Consider the following 16,427-nt stretch of genomic DNA (forward strand, 5'->3'; position numbering starts at 1 on the left):
CCGCGTCGGGGCCCTGGCAGGCTGCGGCGTTTCATCCAAGGACTGGGGAGGTCCACCATGCCACGACGCACCGTTCTCGCGGGCATCGCCTGCGCTGCCGCTATTTCCGCCGCGGCACACGCGCAGGAAATCATGCCGTTTGCAGATTACTTCCGGCAGGACCACACCCGCTGCCTGACGCCCGATCCGCGCATTGTGCCGGGAATGCTGCCGGGCGTTGACAGCCCCAGCGACTGCTCGTTGACGCGCACGAACCCCGACGCGGCCTACGACCCCAGCACGGGCGTCTACCGCGTTCCCGTCGTCGTGCACATCATCCAACGCACGGATGGCACCGGCTCGATGAGCGACGCCCGCGTGCATTCGCAGATCGACGTGCTCAACGAAGACTTCCGCGCCATCGCCGGCACGCTCGGCGCTCCCGGCACCGACGTGGGCATCGAGTTCTACCTCGCGACCGAAGATCCCGATGGCAACCCCACCACGGGCATCACCCGAAGCGTCAACAACACGTGGTACAGCGACCGCGGCAGCTACTGGAATACGCTCGCCTGGGATACGAACCGCTACCTGAACATCTACACCAACAGCGCGTCGGGCGCGCTGGGCTACGTGCCGAACCTGCCGCAGGGCGGCATCGTCGGCCTGCCCGAGGATCGCGTCGTGGTGCTGCACTCGGCCTTCGGCCGAGACGCTCCGCTGCGCCCGTTCGACCTGGGACGCACCGCAACCCACGAAGTCGGACACTACCTGGGCCTTTATCACACCTTTGACGGTGGTTGCGGGTCGACCAGCAGTTGTGCCACGACGGGCGATCTCATCTGCGACACCAACGGCGAGAGCAGCCCGACCTTTGGTTGCCCCGGATCTCGGAGCAGCTGCGGCCTTCCGGCGCCGATTGACAACTACATGGACTACTCCGACGACCGGTGCATGAACAAGTTCACGCCCATCCAGGCCCGGCGTATGCGCTGCACGATCGAGAACTACCGCCCCGACGTGTACTCGGCCGCTTCGGCGGGCTGCTCGCCGGCCGATCTGGCCGAGCCCTTCGGCGAACTCAACGTCTTCGACTTCCTGGCGTTCCAGAACCTCTTCGGCACCGGCGACATGGCCGCCGACTTCGACGGCGATGGAGAGTTGACGATCTTCGACTTCCTGGAATTCCAGTCTCAGTTCGCCGGCGGCTGCTGACCACCGAAACCACTTAAGGCGTGCTTCGCCCTTCGGCCGGTTCGACTGCTTGCGGTCGGACCGGCCCTGTCATTTCGATCGCCTGATCAAGCCGGGCGGCGATGATGGCGGTCAATGCCGGATCGCGCGTGGCCGTCAGGCCCAGATCGATGCTGGCCGTCCCCAGCGGATCGACCACGCCGGGCGTCGATCGCGTCAGCCGAAGCGTGCCGTTCACCAGCACGCCGCCGAGCGTGTCGGAGCCGGGCCTGGCGTTTGGGCGCAGCAGCCCCGATCCGCCGTAGATCGCAAGCGTTCCGTCGTTGATGACCAAATGCTGGATGATGGTGTTGCCCGCGGCACTCGACAGCGGCGTCTTGCCCGCAATGGGCACGGCGAACATGCGGACGCGCGTGATCTGTCCCTGAACGCCCTCGAAGCCCCGGGCCGGATCGAGATCGTCGATGGTCAGGTCCGTGGCCAGGATTTCAGCCTGGGTCTCGCCGGTGCTGCGGTAGGCGACGATGACGGGCCGGTGCGTCAGGCTGGCCCCACCAGACGCGTCGCGGATGCTCTGGATGCGAACGCGATCGGGTCCAACGCCGCAGGCCGTCATTGCGCAGCAGGCCAGCACGAGGGCCAGGCGAGCCATACGGCTTGTGTTCCTACCCATGGGCTGCGTTCTCCGCGTCGTGCCACCGCATTCAGGGCGAGTCGGAAGGAAAACCCGCACTCGGGAGTTCGCCCAAACGGCGGCCATCACTGCAGCCAAACGCTAGGTCGCGCGGTACAGCAGGCTGTCCGAATCCAGATCCCAGGAAGGCACACCATGCACGCCCTCGTCTCCACCATCGTCATCCTCGCCGTGTGCGGCTCGGCCATGGCCCAGCAAGGCGTCCGGGCAAAGAGCCCCCGGCGCGATGCCGGCCAGAGCGCCCTCCGGATGATTGCCGAGAGCCAGGCGAACCGGAACATCGGCCAGCCATCGCCCTTCGAAGGCCCTTCACACGTCGCACCGCGCGTGCCCCGGCACTCCGGCTACCCCTATGTCATCGGCGGCGACGTCTTCGGGCGCGTGCACGTCGGAAGCCGCTTTCGCCACGACATCGTCCGCATCGGTCGGTCTCCCTACATCTGCTACGACGGGGGCTACTACCGCTATCGCGGCTTCGATCCGTACTATGAGCCCACGCGCCGGCAGGTGGTCCAGAGCCCCACGGTCATCGTCATCGATCGCACTGGCGTGAGCACGAACGAGGTCGATCCGGCAGAGCCCATCGAACTCGCCGAAGCCGATCGCGTCAGCCCTGAGGAACTCGGCCGAACGGCGCTGTACGCTGGCGAAGCCGAGCAGGCCGTCCGCTTCCTGACCGAGCACGTGCTCCTCAACGAGGGGGATCGCAAGGCCGAGCGACTGCTGGGCATTGCGCTCGTGCTCGATGGCCAGACCGAACTTGGCATCGCCGTTATCGCCAGGGCTTACCGGGGCGATCCGGAAATGGCTTTCGCGCCGCTGGGCCGAGACACCATCGATTCGCTTGCCGCGTGGCGGAGCGTCCAGCGCGACGTCCAGCGGTATGCGGGCGTGCAGCGCACGGGGTCGTCGTGGCTGGCGGCGATCGTCGTCACCCAGGAAGAACTGCCCAACCGCACGCACGAGCAGCGCCTCGAACACGCGCGCCGGGCCGGCCTTGACGTCGACGTCGCCGATGCCTTCCAGCGGTATCTTGAGGGAGGCGAGCCCATGCAACCCGTCAAGGAAGACGGCCAGCCCCAAGCCGAGGCGAGCGAGCGCGACGGCGACCAGTAGCCGCTACGTGCCGGCCATCGCGTCCACGAACGCATCGAACAGGTAATCGCTCTCGTGCGGGCCCGGGCTTGCCTCGGGATGGTGCTGCACGGCGAACACCGGCCGCCCCTTCAGCCTGAACCCCGCGACGGTCTTGTCGTTCAGGTGCGTATGCGTCACCTCGCCACCCACGGCCGCCAGGCTATCGGCGTCCACCGCGAAGCCGTGATTCTGGCTGGTGATCTCAACGTGTCCCGTGGCCGAGTGGAACACCGGCTGGTTGGCCCCTCGATGCCCGAACTTGAGCTTGTACGTCTTGGCGCCCGCCGCCAGGGCCAGGAGCTGATTGCCCAGGCAGATGCCGAAGGTCGGCAGCGACTGGCGCTGCTCGAGCACAGCCCTCAACGCGGCGATCGTGGCTTCCACCGCGGCGGGATCGCCCGGGCCATTGCTGATGAACAATCCGTCGGCCTGCTCCTGATCGAGGATCTCCAGCAAGGTCTTCGCCGGAGTGTCGAAGGGAACGGCTACCACTTCGCAGCCGCGGCTGAGCAACTGGTCGTAGATGGCCCGCTTGGCCCCGCAATCCAGCGCCACGACCTTGTACGTCCTGCCGCTCGGATCGATCGGCCGCAGCCGCCACAGGCGATGGCCCGGCTCGACACGCATCGTCGATCGCGGGCTGACGTCGGCGGCGAGGTTCTGGCCGGCCATCGACCCCACGCCCCTAGCCAGCTTCACCAGTTCGGTATCGCTGATGGAGTCGTCGGCCGTCATGGCCGCGCCCATCGCCCCGCCCGCGCGGATGCGCCGGGTCAGCGCCCGTGTATCGATGCCGGTGATGCCCAGGATGCCGTGCTCTTCGAGGAACTGGCCGAGAGTCTTGGTCGACCGGTAGTTGCTGTGGCGCTGGGCCAACTCTCGGATCACGAGCCCGGCCGCCTGGATGCGGGGGCTCTCCATGTCGATGTCGTTGGCCCCCGTGTTGCCGATGAGCGGAAAGGTCTGCACCAGGATCTGGCCGCGGTAGCTCGGGTCGGTCAGCGATTCCTGGTAGCCCGCCATGGCGGTGTTGAAGACGATCTCGCCCTTGGTCACCGACCCGTCCAACGCGCCGAATCCTCCGCCCACGAAGACGGCTCCGTCGGCCAGGGCCAGGCGGGCCCTGGGCATCGGCATGCGGGCGGCGGGCGTTGCAGCGGCGGCTGGGGCGGTGGACATGGGCGGCGGGGCCTCCTGGCGAGGGCGCGATCGGGTCCGTCGTGACACGTGGCGGCACGCGGGGGCCACATGAGCGGCTCTTCAGCATCGTAGGGCCGTCGCCCCTTCGCCCATACCCTGCGCCATGCTCGAAACGATCTTCGGACCGGCCATGGAGGCGCCCGATGCCTGGTATCAGGGGCCAGCCCGCCTCGTGCTCGCGATGCTGTTCGGCGCCGTGGCGGGCGTCGAGCGGGAGGCCAGCGGCCACTTTGCCGGGCTTCGAACCTACGCCATGGTCTCGCTGGGAGCCGCCGGCTTCGCGCTGATCTCCACCAACCTGTTCGAGTACATGCTCGAACTCGCCCCCGACTCGGCCGGCCACGCGACCCGCATCATCTCGGCCATCGTCGGAGGCATCGGCTTCCTCGGAGCCGGCGCCATCATCCAGTCGGGCGGCAAGGTCCACGGGCTGACCACCGCGGCGGGCCTCTGGGCCATCGCGGCCGCCGGGGCCGCCGCGGGCCTGGGGCTGGTGACCATCGCCCTCAGCATCGCCGTGCTGTGCGTGCTCGTGCTGCTCGCCAACGCGGCCGACAGGGCCATTCGTGGCGCGGGTGAAAACGATAAGGACTGATTTCACCGATCCGCCCCACATTTCGATGCAACCTGTCGCCCGGCTTCGATTACACTGAAACCGGGCCAGCTTGTCTCGAAGGTCCAGGGGAGGCTCAAGATGAAGGCAGTCAGCCGGGTTGTTCTCGTGGCGCTCGCGGGCGTTCTTGTGCTCGCCGCATTCGCACATGGAAGTCCGAAGGCGCCTGTTGCGTCTATCGAGGCATTCACGAAAGCGCGGTCGATCGAAGGCGCCGTGAGCGTGCTCACCGTCGATCGCTCCGCCCTCCGGGCGGCGTTTGCCAGGGACCAGGCCGTGACGCTCAGCAATATTCCCATGCCCGACGGCTCTCGCCTCGATTTGGTCGTTGAGCCCTTCCGCGTGTTCGCCCCCGGTGCACGGATCATCGTCGCCGACGAAACCGGCGAGCGTGAAGCCGACTTCGATCCCGCGTCGGTGCTGCACTTGCACGGCCGCGTCGCTGGTGTGCCCGGTTCGCACGTCTTCCTGAGCATGGCCGACGGCTCGGCCACCGGTCGCATCGAGATGGGGGCCAGCCAGCCGACGTTCGTGATCAGCAGCGAGGGCGGCAAACCGGCCCGTGGCGGGGTCGACATGGACGAGGATGAGATCGCCATTTTCGAGGCCGAGCGGACCTTCGCGCCCCAGACGGTAGCCAGCATGTGCGACGCGCCCGATGGCACGCCCGGGCCCGGCCCCTTCGAGCCCGGTATTGCTCGTGGCACGCGGCGGGTAAAGCTGGCCGTCGACACCGACTACGAGCTATTCCGCATCCTCGGTGATCAGACCAAGCTGTTCAACTACGTCTCCCACCTGTACGCGACGGTGAGCGACCTGTCGATGCGCGACACCGGCGTGCGGTTCGACCTCATCTATCTGCGCATCTTCACGGCGCCCGACGATCCATACGGGTCCGGTGCCGGGTTCCCGATTCTTTCCAGCGGCGAAATCGGCTTCGACGTCGCCCAACTCTTCAGCGGTTCACGCACGCCCAGCGCCGGCGGGGCGGCCTACATCTGCGGCCGTGCGTCTTGGGTCGCCCACGCCACCGGCCAGTTCACCGACCCAACGGCTCGCAGCGTCTTCAACCAGGACCTGCGCATCACCGCCCACGAGCTGGGCCACAACATTGGTGGTCCCCACCCCCACGACATCGGCGTCGATGAGTGCGACGACGGGTTCGCCCGTTCCCGCCGGGGCTCGCTGATCAGCTACTGCGCGCAAACCTACAGCGGCCGGGCCGCCCTGGTCGACCCGCACTACCACACCGCCATCCGCGAACGCATCGCGACGTGCTCGCCCGGCTACACGCTCGACTGCAACCAGAACTACATCGACGACGTGCTCGACATCGCCGAGGGACGCAGCGCCGACGCCAACATGAACGGCGTTCCCGACGAGTGCGAGGACTGCAACGGTAACGGCGTGCTCGACACCGAAGACATCGCCATGGGCACGAGCTTCGACCTCAACACCAACGGTATTCCCGACGAGTGCGAGCCGGACTGCAACGGCAACGGCGTGCCCGATGACCTGGACCTGATCTCGACAAACAGCGAGGACGCCAACGGCGACGGCATCCCCGACGAGTGCCAGGCCGATCGCGACGGCAACGGCAGGGCCGACTGGACCGACATCTTCGAAGACATGAGCCTGGATCTGGACCGCGATGGCATCCTCGACGCGACGCAGGACTGCGACGGCGACGGGGTGATGGACATCGACCAACTCGACCACGCCCATAGCCTGTGGGCCGTCTCGTCCGCCCACGACACGATCAAGGAGTACCACTACCGCAGCGGCGTACTGCGGGGGCAGGCCGAGGGAAACTACCTCGTTGAGCCTACCGACGTGCTGATCACCGCCGACCGCCGCGTGCTGGTGGCCGACGCGGGCGACGGCAGCGTGGCCGAGTTCGACCGCACAGGCGGCTTCGTGCGGGATCTGGTCTCGCCGGGCGCGGGCGGGCTTGTCTCGCCCATCGCGATGGTGCTGGCCCCCGATGGCTCGTTGCTGGCGGCCGACCAGGAACTCCACGCCGTGCTGCGGTACGACGCCGCCACCGGTGCATTCCTGGGCGTATTCGTCGAGTCCGGTGCGGGCGGGCTGGTCGAGCCCCGTGCCATGGCATACAAGCCCGGCGGCAATCTCTTCGTAACCTCGGGCGATTCCCGCGTGCTGGAGTTCGACCGCAACACCGGCGCATTCGTGCGCGTGTTCATCACCATCGAGCCGGACCCCGATCCGCGGACGATCCGCGAGCCGCGGGGCATCCTGTTCCTGCAACGGCCCGGCGGGCTGGACGTGCAGTGCCTGGTGGCCTGCGAGTTCTGGTTCTACGGCGGCATCTTCGAGTTCGACGTCGAGACCGGTGAGCTGATCGGCGAGTGGAGCGACGGCACCTTTGGCGGCAAGCTGCGGAGCCCGTGGGCGCTCCGCCAGGGGCCCGATGGCAATGTGTACGTGAGCAGCTCGAATCTGCACGAACGCGCCGAGCGGCCGCCCGCGGCTACGCTGGGCCCGCAAACCGCCGGCCTGCACCTCACCCAGCCGCACATCTTCCAGTACGACGCCGCCAGCGGCCGCCTCCAGAGCGCCTACGTCCAGGGGTATGACTCGGGGCTACACCACCCCAAAGGCTTCGACTTCATGCCCGGACCGCTGGACCGCAACGCCAACGCCATCCCCGACGCCTGCGAGTCGGTGTGTGCCGGAGACTGCGACCGTTCGGGCGCCGTCGATCTGCTGGACTTCCTGTGCTTCCAGAACGCGTTCGCCGCCGGCGATGCGCGGGCCGACTGCACGGGCGACGGCGTGCTCGATCTCTTCGACTTCCTGTGCTTCCAGCGTGCGTTCGACGCCGGCTGCCCGTAACGCGCCCGGCTTCCCTCCATACCCTGCTGCGTGCCCCAGAGCCTCTTCAAGGACGACCGCCCACCGCCCGCCGGCCCCTTCCTGGCCGTCGCCCTCGAACGCTCCATCGACGGCAGGACGCTCACATATGCCCCCCCGGCCGACAGCGAGGAGGAGGCTGAGGCGTTGGTCGGGCGCGCGTGCATGGCGCCACTCGGCCGTGGGGGCAGGGGCGGCGCGCCCACGCGGGGAGTGATCGTCGCGGCCGGCGGCCCGGAACTGCTCGACGGCTTCGATCCCCACAAGGTCCGCCAGCTCCTGGCCGTCGGCGACGCGAAGCTCCCCGAGGGCGTGCTCGAGCTTGGCCGGTGGATAGCGGAGTACTACGCGTGCCCGCTGGGCATGACGCTGGCCGCCATGCTGCCCGCGGCGGTCAAGAAGGCGGTGGGGCGGAAGAAGCGGACGGCACTCAAGCCCACGGGCAACCAGATCGACGCCAAGCTCCCCCCCGCGACGAGGAAGGCGCTCGAGGGCCTGGCCGACATCGACGCCGACGCCTGGCCGCTCGAGGAGCGCGAGCTGGTCGGCCGCCTCGAACTAAAGAACGCCAGCCCCATCCGCCGCCTGGTGTCCCTCGGCCTGCTCGAAGAGGTGACGCTCACCGACGTCGTCGCGCGCACGCAGGACGCGACGCCGCTGGCCCTGGAAACCGGCCCGGCGCCCACGCCGACCGCCGAGCAGAAGGCCGTCATCGACGGGGTCGCATTGGAAGGCTTCAGCACCCACCTGCTCTTCGGCGTCACCGGCTCGGGCAAGACCGAGGTCTACCTCCAGTTACTCGAGCGCGTGCTGGCGTCGGGCAAGTCGGGCATCGTCCTCGTCCCCGAGATCGCCCTCACGCCCCAGCTCTCGTCCAGGTTCATCGCAAGGTTCGCCCCCGTGCTCGGCGAGCGCGGCGTGGCAGTCTTACATTCGGGCCTGAGCGCCGGCCAGCGCCACCGCGCGTGGGACGCGGTCTCGCGTGGGCTCGCCCGCGTGGTCGTCGGCCCGCGCTCGGCACTCTTCGCGCCGCTGACGAACGTGGGTCTGATCGTCGTCGACGAGGAGCACGCCAGCGACTACAAGCAGGACCAGGCCCCGCGCTACCACGGCCGCGACGCCGCCATCAAGCGGGCCCAGATCGAGGGCTGCCCGGTGCTGCTGGGTTCGGCAACACCAAGCCTCGAAAGCTGGCGCAACGCCCAGCTCGGCCGCTCCACCCTCTGGCGCATGCCCACCCGCGCCCCCGGTTCGGCGGGGTTGCCGCGGGTCGAGGTCGTCGACCTGGCCGAAGAGCGCAAGGCCAGCCGCGAGCGCGGCCAGCGCATGGAGCTGCTGGGCCCAACATTAGAAAGCGCCCTGCGCGACACGCTCAACGACGGCGGCCAGGCCGTCATGCTCCTTAACCGCCGCGGCTTCGCCCGCGTGGTCGCCTGCCCCGACGCCATGTGCGGCTGGACGCTCGCCTGCGACTCCTGCTCGGCCGCCATGGTCTTCCACCGCAAGGGCGTGCTCAGCAGGCGGGGACTCGTCCGCTGCCACCACTGCCTCGCCGAACAGATGATGCCCAAGAGCTGCCCCGCCTGCGGCAAGAAGACCATCCTGCTCGGCCGCGGCACGCAGCGGCTGGAAGACGAGCTCGCCGAGCGCATGGGCCTGGACGATTCCGAGATGGCCCGCATGGACGGCGACACGATGCACCGCGCCGTCGACTACCAGGGCGTGCTGGGCCGCATCGCCGACGGCTCGATCCGCGTGCTGCTGGGCACGCAGATGATCGCCAAGGGGCTCGATTTTCCTAATATTCGATTGGTCGGCGTGGTCGACGCCGACACCGCCCTGGGCATCGCCGATTGGCGCTGCCAGGAGCGGACCTTCCAACTCGTCAGCCAGGTCGCGGGAAGGGCGGGCCGGGGCGACAAGCCGGGAAGGGTCATCGTCCAGACACTCAGCCCCGATCTTCCCAGCATCCAGGCCGCCGCCGCCCACGACTACGAACGCTTCGCCGCCGACGAGCTCGCCGTGCGACACCAGGCCCACCTGCCGCCATTCACCCGCGCCGCCTGGATCGTCGCTCGCGACCGGCAGTACGCCAAGGCCGAAGAGCGAGCCTTCGAGATCGCCGGCCTGCTGGCCGAGGCTTTCGAGGACAAGGCAAGGATCGAGGGCCCCGCCCCGGCCCCATTGGAGCGCGCCCACGACGAGTACCGCGTGGGGCTGGAGGTCTACGCCGCCAGCGCCGCGATTTTGAGGGACGGCCTGCTGAAGATCCGCGCCCAGCACGGCCTGGTCAGTGACGCGAGCGTCGCCATCGACGTCGATCCGGTCAGCATCTGGTAGCCGCTGCGTGAAGGGATCGGCGGAAGGGCCTACTCGGGGCAGCCGGCTTGGAACGCGTCCTGGAACGCCAGGAAGTCGAAGACCGTCAGCTCGCCGTCGCCGTCGAAGTCGGCGGCCGCTTCTCCGTCTTCAAAGAGGTTCAGGAAACTCAGGAAGTCGTAAATGGTCAGCGCGCCGTCGAGGTCGAGGTCGGGGGCGCAATCGAAGCACGCCAGGTCGTAGGCGTGGACGAGGCCGACGGAGAAGCCGCCGAAGAAGGCGTCGGGCGCGCTAACGGCGGCGCGGTTGCCGTTGGTGGCCACGCCCAGGCCGAAGCGGCCGAGCCGGCCGTCGGGGTCGATGCGCGCCGCCTGCGACCACACGCCGTCGGGGCCGCGGCGGAAGACGTACGCGGCGCCGGTCTGCAGCCACACGTCCTCCTCCGTTCCCGCGATGAGCGTGTCGCCGTCGAGGTCCATGCGAATGCCCAGCGTATGGTTCTCGCCGGCCGGCTCATGCGTCAGTTCCTGAGTGAGTTGCCACCGATCATCTCTCAATTCATACAAGTAAATGACACCCTGATTTTCGTACGTACGATCCGCGCCACGACCGGCGATGGCCAGCGTGCCACCATCGAGGTGAATCGTTGAACCAAAGGCCGGTCCGAATCTCGGCATGCTCGCAATGTCCGGCGGAATGATTCGCTGGACGAACTCGAGTCCCTCACCGGGAACGCGCCGGTAGACAAACACCGACCCGCCGAGATCGACTTCAGTATCGTCGACACTCGCACCAATAAATACCCACTGTTGATGCATAGCAATAGAACCACCAAAACCAGCGCTCGCGGGCAGCGGCGAAACCACCTCATCAACAAATACCCAGCCCTCCGATGATTCTTCATAGAGCAGCACGCTTCCGGGCGACTCGGCCTGATAGAACAGCGCGGCGTCGTCCCGTAGCGTCGCCGAACCCCCGAAGCCCAGAAGAAAACGGGGCTCGCGTGGAACGAACTGGTACACCTCGTTCCACTGCTGGCCGTCGTACTCGTAGAGGTATGCCTTGCCCGACTTCTCGCCATCCACCATGGCCCCACCCGCGCCCACGAGCAGCCGGTCGCCATCGCGGCTGAACGACCCGCCAAACCCCGAGGCCAATGTGATATCAGGTGGCACGATGTGCTGCGTGCGTTGCCACAAGCCGTCGGCGTCGAGTTGGAAGACGTGCAGCGCACCCGTGGCGCAATCAAATGGATCAGGGCAGAGCGTCGGTTCGCCGGGATTGCCCACAAAGAGGAACTGATCGTCCATGGAAACCCGGCCGAAGTTCCCGCCCTCGGGCATGCCGAGTGGCTCGAGCGTCTGGGGTTCGCACTGGGCGAGGACGGTGCTGGCGAGGCCCAGAGTGGCGGTGGAAAGAGCGAAGGCTCGGAGGGGTCTCATGACCACATTGTGACGCAATCGGGCGGCGATTGCAAGGCGAATGCGTCCCCCCCCCCGCTCGTCCTCGATTACTGCGGGGCCAACGACACGGGAACTCTTCCAACGTCCCATCACTGTCCCCGCCCGATCCCCACCGAGAACGCCTCCGCCAGCAGCGAAGACCGTTGTGGAAGCTGCCAGAACGCCCCTTCCAGCAGGGAATACGGCCCCGGCAGCAGGGAGAACGGATTTCCCACCTGGGAAGGCCGTTCTGGCAGCAGGGAGGGCGATCATCCCAGCAGGGAAGATGGTTCTGGTAGCAGGGAAGATCGTTCCGGCAGCTGGGAAAACGGTTCTCCCAGCTGGGAGAATCGTTTTTGGTTGAACGAAAACCGTACCCGCGTCCACCGGATACGGTTTTCGTTCAACGCTGGGTTGGTTTTCGTTCATGATCGGGAAGGCCCGGGAGGGCGGCACTCGGGATTCGGCAATCGGCGGGGAGCGGCCGGTGAATCTGCCCGATGACAGGATGCCGATTGCCGGGCGCCGAATCCGGCCTTCCCCACGCCCCACAACTCCACCCATCGTTCACCCGCCCGGGCCCGCCGTGTCGATACTCTTGCCCGTGATCGTCTACCTCAACGGCCAGTACCTCCCCGCCGCCGACGCACACGTCAGCGTGTTCGACCGCGGCTTCCTCTTCGGCGATGGCGTCTACGAGGGCGTCCGCGTCTTCGACGGCACCGTCATCTGCCCCGACCGCCACGTGAGCCGGATGGCCGGCGGGCTGGCCGAGGGCCGGGTGCACTGGGATCCGCGCCAGCTCCCGGCGATCTGCCTGGAGCTCTGCCGCCGCAACGGGCTGGCCAACGCGTTCATGTACGTCCAGGTCACCCGCGGCACGCCGCCCCCCGGCGAGCCCGTCCGGGCCCGGACCATGAGGGCCCAGGGCGAGCCCACCGTCTTCGCCTTCGCCACGCCCCAGCCGGCGATGGACCACTACGCCGAGCCGCCCACCACGACCCTCGCCCTGGTCGAGGACCGCCGCTGGGACCGCGGCCACCTCAAGAGCATCAGCCTGCTGGGCAACGTGCTGGCCGCCTACGAGGCACAGGCCCAGGGTGCCCAGGAGGTCGCCATGCACAAGGGCGGCCTGCTCACCGAGGCCTGCGCTTCGAACATCATCATCTCGGTCGATGGCCAGCTTGCGACCCCCTCGCTCGACAGCGCCTCCATCCTCGAGGGCGCGACCCGGGCCCGCTGCCTGGCCCTGGACCCGGCAATCGTCGAGCGGCCGGTGGGCGTCGACGAGTTGCTGCGGGCCGACGAGGTCATGCTCGTGGGCACCACCAGCATCGTCACCAGCGCCCTGAGCATCGACGGCAAGCCGGTGGGCGACGGACGCGTCGGCCCGCAGGCCCGCCGCCTGCTGGAGCTGGTGATGGACGACTGCCGGAGCCAGGTGGAAGCCGCCAAAGAAGCCCTCGCGGTCGGCTGAATGCCGTCGCTGGAGGGCAAGCGCGTCACCGTCATGGGCCTGGGCCGCTTCGGCGGCGGGCTTGGCGTGGCGAAGTGGCTGCACGCCCAGGGCGCGCACGTCCTCGTCACCGACATGGCATCCGCCGAAACACTCGCGCAGCCGTTGGCCGAGTTGCCCGATGGTGTCGAAACCCGGCTGGGGGAGCACATTGCGTCTGACTTCACGACGACCGATCTGGTCGTCGCCAGCCCGGCCGTCTCGAAGCCCTGGAACAACCCATATCTGAACGCGGCGACCAACGCCGGCGTGCCCATCACCACCGAGATCGGCCTGGCCGTCGACCGCCTGCCCGACCGCACCCGCGTCGTCGGCGTCACCGGCACCGCCGGCAAGAGCACGACCAGCGCCATGACCGCGCGCGCCCTCGAGGCTACGAACCAGCGCGTCCACCTCGGCGGCAACATCGGCGGCTCACTGCTCGACGCCGACATTCAACCCAACGAACTCGTCGTCCTCGAACTCTCAAGCTTCATGCTCCACTGGCTCGGCAAGCGCGCCTGGTCGCCCGGCACCGCCGTCGTTACCAACATCGCGCCGAACCACCTCGACTGGCACGAGACCTTCGAGCACTACGAACAAAGCAAGCGCCACATCGCCGCCCACCAGCAATCGGGCGACCTGCTGCTGAGCGACCGCTGGCCCGAACTCACCACCGCCACCCGCGTGCGTCCGACCACGGACCTGCCAACCCTCACCCTCCCCGGCACCCACAACCGCGCCAACGCCGCCATGGCCCTCGCCGCCGCCAGCGCCACGCTTCATCGCCACGGCATCGCACACGACCGAGCCACGCTTGCCGGCGCCATCGCCACATTCCCAGGCCTTCCACACCGCCTGCAGCTCGTCGCCACCCACACCGGCGTCTCGTTCTACAACGACAGCAAGTGCACCACGCCCGAGGCCGTCGCCCTCGCCGTCGAGGCGCTCGCCGACCGCACGCCCCGCACGAACATCCACCTCATCGCCGGCGGGGCCGACAAGGGCGTGGATCTCGCGCCCATCGCCGATCTCTCGCGCAGCATCGGCTCGCTCCATACCATCGGAGCGACCGGCCCGCGCATCTGCGAGCTGGCCGGCGGGAAGGCGGCGCACCATGGCACACTTGAAGCGGCGTTCGAGGCGGCGGTGGGGGAGGCGAGCGAGCGCCACGCCGTCCTGCTCAGCCCCGGATGCGCCTCGTGGGACCAGTTCACCAACTACGAGCAACGCGGGTCGCAATTTGCTGATCTCGTGCATCGCTGGATCGCTGCTCGGCCTGAGCGCGTGCACCCCGCCCAAGCCGATTGACCCCGCCCCGCCCGAGCCCGGACCCGTGACGCCCCGCGCCGAGGCAGCGCCCGCGCCCGTCGCCGATCCCCAATCCAGATCCGAGCCGCCCAAGACCATCACCCTCGCCGAAGGCCTCCGCCTCAACCGAGCCGAACGCTGGATCGAGCTCGACGGCTTCGTCCCCATCGACGTGCGCGAGCAGGACCGCACGGGCTACACGCTCATCCGCTACCTCGAGTGCATCGCCGTCACCCCCATTAGTGGCAAGGACCACGAGGCCCTCATGGTGACGCAGGTGAAGCCCTCGACCATCCACGCGGCGTTGCTCACGCTTGGCCTGGAGCCCGGCGCCCCCGGGGCGATTGCCTGGTACGGCCGCGAACCCGTCGCCCGACCGGCGCGTGGCGCGCCCGTGACGATCACCTATCGCACGGCCGACCAACCGCCCCCGGGCGAGCCGATCACGACGTTCATCGTCGATGCCGACACGGGCGAGCACTTCGATGCACGATCCCAGTGGGTCTTCGCGGGTTCACTGTTCGAGAACGACCGCTACGTGGCCGACGCCGATGGGCTCGTCGTCGGCCTGCACACCTTTGGCACCGAACTCGTCGCGCTGCAGCAGGCAATGAGCCCCGATTCGTTCATCGAAGAACCACGTTGGATCGCCCACCCGGAGCAGACCCCCGGGTTTGGCGCGAGCGTCATCATCCGGATCGCCGCCGATCGTTAGGGACGCACGCGGACGGTCAACTCCCGCGTCTGCTCGGATTCGGGCTCGCGCACCAGGATGGTGGTTTCTCGGCCCAGCGCGATCCGCGAGAGCGCAATTGCGTCCAGGAACTCGGTGTAGGTATCGATTTCCTGCCCGTCGATCGCCACGATCTGCTGTCCCTCGGCAAGCCCGGCGCGCCGGGCGACCGAGTTGTCACGCGTCCGCCGAACGTACACGAGGCCCCGGTTATCCAGGCGTATGTCCAGCCCGATGTGGCGGTCCAGCATTTGCTCGGTGGGGCCACCGATGGCGTTGATCGAATCGAGTTCGTCGAGCACGACCGTGGTCTCGATGGGCGTGCCATCGCGCCACACGCGGACGGAAAGCTCCTTGCCCGGCCGCATCGTGTTGACCACGGCGCGGAGGATGTCCGGGCTGGGCACCGCCTGCCCGCCGATGCTCTCGATGATGTCATCGGCCAGGATGCCTGCGCGCTCGGCGGGCCCGCCATCGGTCACCTGACCGACCACCACGCCGATGCCCTTGAAGACGTCGTCTTCGATGATGGGGCGCTGCCCGCGGAAGCCACCGAAGGCGATGCCAAGCCGGCCCCGCGCCACGCGGCCGGTTTCGATGATTTGGTCGGCGACCGATTCGATGGTCGACAGCGGAATGGCGAAGCTGATGCCGGCGCTCTGGCCCTCGCTGGGGTTGGCCAGTGAGTCGCCCGAGCGTCCGGTTGCGATCGCGACGTTCATGCCGATGATCCGACCACGCACGTCGATCAGCGGACCGCCCGAGTTCCCAGGGTTCACCGCCGCATCGGTCTGGATGAAGTTCGTAAACGCGCTGCCCGCCGCCCCGGTGTTGGGGTCGCGACCCAGCCCGCTCACGATGCCCTCGCTCATCGAGAACTTGAAGTTGAACGGCGAGCCGAACGCGAACACGCGGTCGCCCTGCTGGGGCATCTCGCCCGTGGCGCGCGGCAGCGGGATCATGCCCGTCGCATCCTCGGCCTTCAGCACGGCGATGTCGGTAAACACGTCAACGCCCACCACGTCCGCGGTCATGACGCGCCCGGTGTACAACTGCAGGCTGACGCGGTCCGATCCGCCCACGACGTGGGCATTTGTCAGGATGTGCCCCTCGTCGTCGTACACCCAGCCAGAGCCCGCAGCCCCGGCGCTGAATCGGCTGGCCGACATCAGGTGCACCACCCCCGGCTCGACCGACTGGGCGATGGCCCGCGTGGCGCGGTTGATGCGAAGCAGGATGTCGTCCTGCACCAGTTCCTGACGAGCGAGCGTGACCTGAGCGTGTGCCTGCTGCGCTTCGGTGCGACGCACGATCTCTGGCGCTGCCAGCAACGCCGCCATCGCCGTCAACAGCACGACCGCCGCCGGGCCCAGGGTGATAAATCGTCTCATGGATTGCCTCCGAACCGTCCGGAAACACCAAGCGACGCAAGCCGC

General features: G+C 68.1%; 12 protein-coding genes. 8 read left to right on the top strand and 4 right to left on the bottom strand.

All coding sequences use genetic code 11. The annotated features are described in order from the left end of the window. The first annotated feature begins 57 nt into the window (after window positions 1-57). Window positions 58-1,194, top strand: coding sequence for a zinc metalloprotease (locus RIE32_10835; protein ID MEQ9096745.1), 1,137 nt, complete (start codon window positions 58-60; stop codon window positions 1,192-1,194). A gap of 13 nt (window positions 1,195-1,207) precedes the next feature. Here RIE32_10835 and RIE32_10840 read toward each other — a convergent pair whose 3' ends face one another. Further along, window positions 1,208-1,846 (bottom strand): hypothetical protein, encoded by a 639-nt coding sequence (locus RIE32_10840; GenBank protein ID MEQ9096746.1) that lies wholly within the window; start codon window positions 1,844-1,846, stop codon window positions 1,208-1,210. 156 nt (window positions 1,847-2,002) lie between these two features. On the opposite strand from RIE32_10840, the gene RIE32_10845 reads away from it, so the two are divergent. Beyond that, complete coding sequence (locus RIE32_10845; protein MEQ9096747.1) at window positions 2,003-2,983, top strand: hypothetical protein; 981 nt, start codon at window positions 2,003-2,005, stop codon at window positions 2,981-2,983. A 3-nt stretch (window positions 2,984-2,986) separates the two neighbouring features. Here RIE32_10845 and carA read toward each other — a convergent pair whose 3' ends face one another. Next, window positions 2,987-4,183 (bottom strand): glutamine-hydrolyzing carbamoyl-phosphate synthase small subunit, encoded by a 1,197-nt coding sequence (gene carA / locus RIE32_10850; GenBank protein MEQ9096748.1) that lies wholly within the window; start codon window positions 4,181-4,183, stop codon window positions 2,987-2,989. A gap of 124 nt (window positions 4,184-4,307) precedes the next feature. On the opposite strand from carA, the gene RIE32_10855 reads away from it, so the two are divergent. From RIE32_10855 to priA, 3 genes are all read left to right on the top strand, one after another. Then, window positions 4,308-4,799, top strand: a complete 492-nt coding sequence (locus RIE32_10855) for an MgtC/SapB family protein (GenBank protein MEQ9096749.1) — start codon at window positions 4,308-4,310, stop codon at window positions 4,797-4,799. A 234-nt stretch (window positions 4,800-5,033) separates the two neighbouring features. Continuing rightward, window positions 5,034-7,673: a M12 family metallo-peptidase gene (locus RIE32_10860; GenBank protein ID MEQ9096750.1), complete on the top strand. Its 2,640-nt coding sequence runs from the start codon at window positions 5,034-5,036 to the stop codon at window positions 7,671-7,673. A 30-nt stretch (window positions 7,674-7,703) separates the two neighbouring features. Next, window positions 7,704-10,031 carry a primosomal protein N' gene (gene priA, locus RIE32_10865; GenBank protein ID MEQ9096751.1) on the top strand — a complete coding sequence of 776 codons (2,328 nt, stop codon included), beginning with the start codon at window positions 7,704-7,706 and terminating at the stop codon, window positions 10,029-10,031. Between the two features lie 29 nt (window positions 10,032-10,060). Here the strand turns inward: priA and RIE32_10870 are convergent, their stop codons facing one another. Continuing rightward, window positions 10,061-11,452 carry a GC-type dockerin domain-anchored protein gene (locus RIE32_10870; GenBank protein ID MEQ9096752.1) on the bottom strand — a complete coding sequence of 464 codons (1,392 nt, stop codon included), beginning with the start codon at window positions 11,450-11,452 and terminating at the stop codon, window positions 10,061-10,063. A 604-nt stretch (window positions 11,453-12,056) separates the two neighbouring features. On the opposite strand from RIE32_10870, the gene RIE32_10875 reads away from it, so the two are divergent. From RIE32_10875 to RIE32_10885, 3 genes are read left to right on the top strand one after another with little or no spacing between them, the layout of a single operon-like run. Continuing rightward, window positions 12,057-12,929, top strand: coding sequence for an aminotransferase class IV (locus RIE32_10875; GenBank protein MEQ9096753.1), 873 nt, complete (start codon window positions 12,057-12,059; stop codon window positions 12,927-12,929). After that, window positions 12,930-14,258 carry a Mur ligase family protein gene (locus tag RIE32_10880; GenBank protein MEQ9096754.1) on the top strand — a complete coding sequence of 443 codons (1,329 nt, stop codon included), beginning with the start codon at window positions 12,930-12,932 and terminating at the stop codon, window positions 14,256-14,258. It begins immediately after the preceding gene. A gap of 25 nt (window positions 14,259-14,283) precedes the next feature. After that, window positions 14,284-14,973, top strand: coding sequence for a YdjY domain-containing protein (locus RIE32_10885; GenBank protein ID MEQ9096755.1), 690 nt, complete (start codon window positions 14,284-14,286; stop codon window positions 14,971-14,973). On the opposite strand, the gene RIE32_10890 is transcribed toward RIE32_10885, so the two are convergent. Continuing rightward, window positions 14,970-16,382 (bottom strand): trypsin-like peptidase domain-containing protein, encoded by a 1,413-nt coding sequence (locus RIE32_10890; protein MEQ9096756.1) that lies wholly within the window; start codon window positions 16,380-16,382, stop codon window positions 14,970-14,972. The two genes, RIE32_10885 and RIE32_10890, sit on opposite strands and share 4 nt — an antisense overlap. Between the last annotated feature and the right edge of the window lie 45 nt (window positions 16,383-16,427).

The sequence above is a fragment of the Phycisphaerales bacterium genome, from assembly GCA_040221175.1.
In the GTDB taxonomy this organism is placed as follows: domain Bacteria; phylum Planctomycetota; class Phycisphaerae; order Phycisphaerales; family UBA1924; genus JAHCJI01.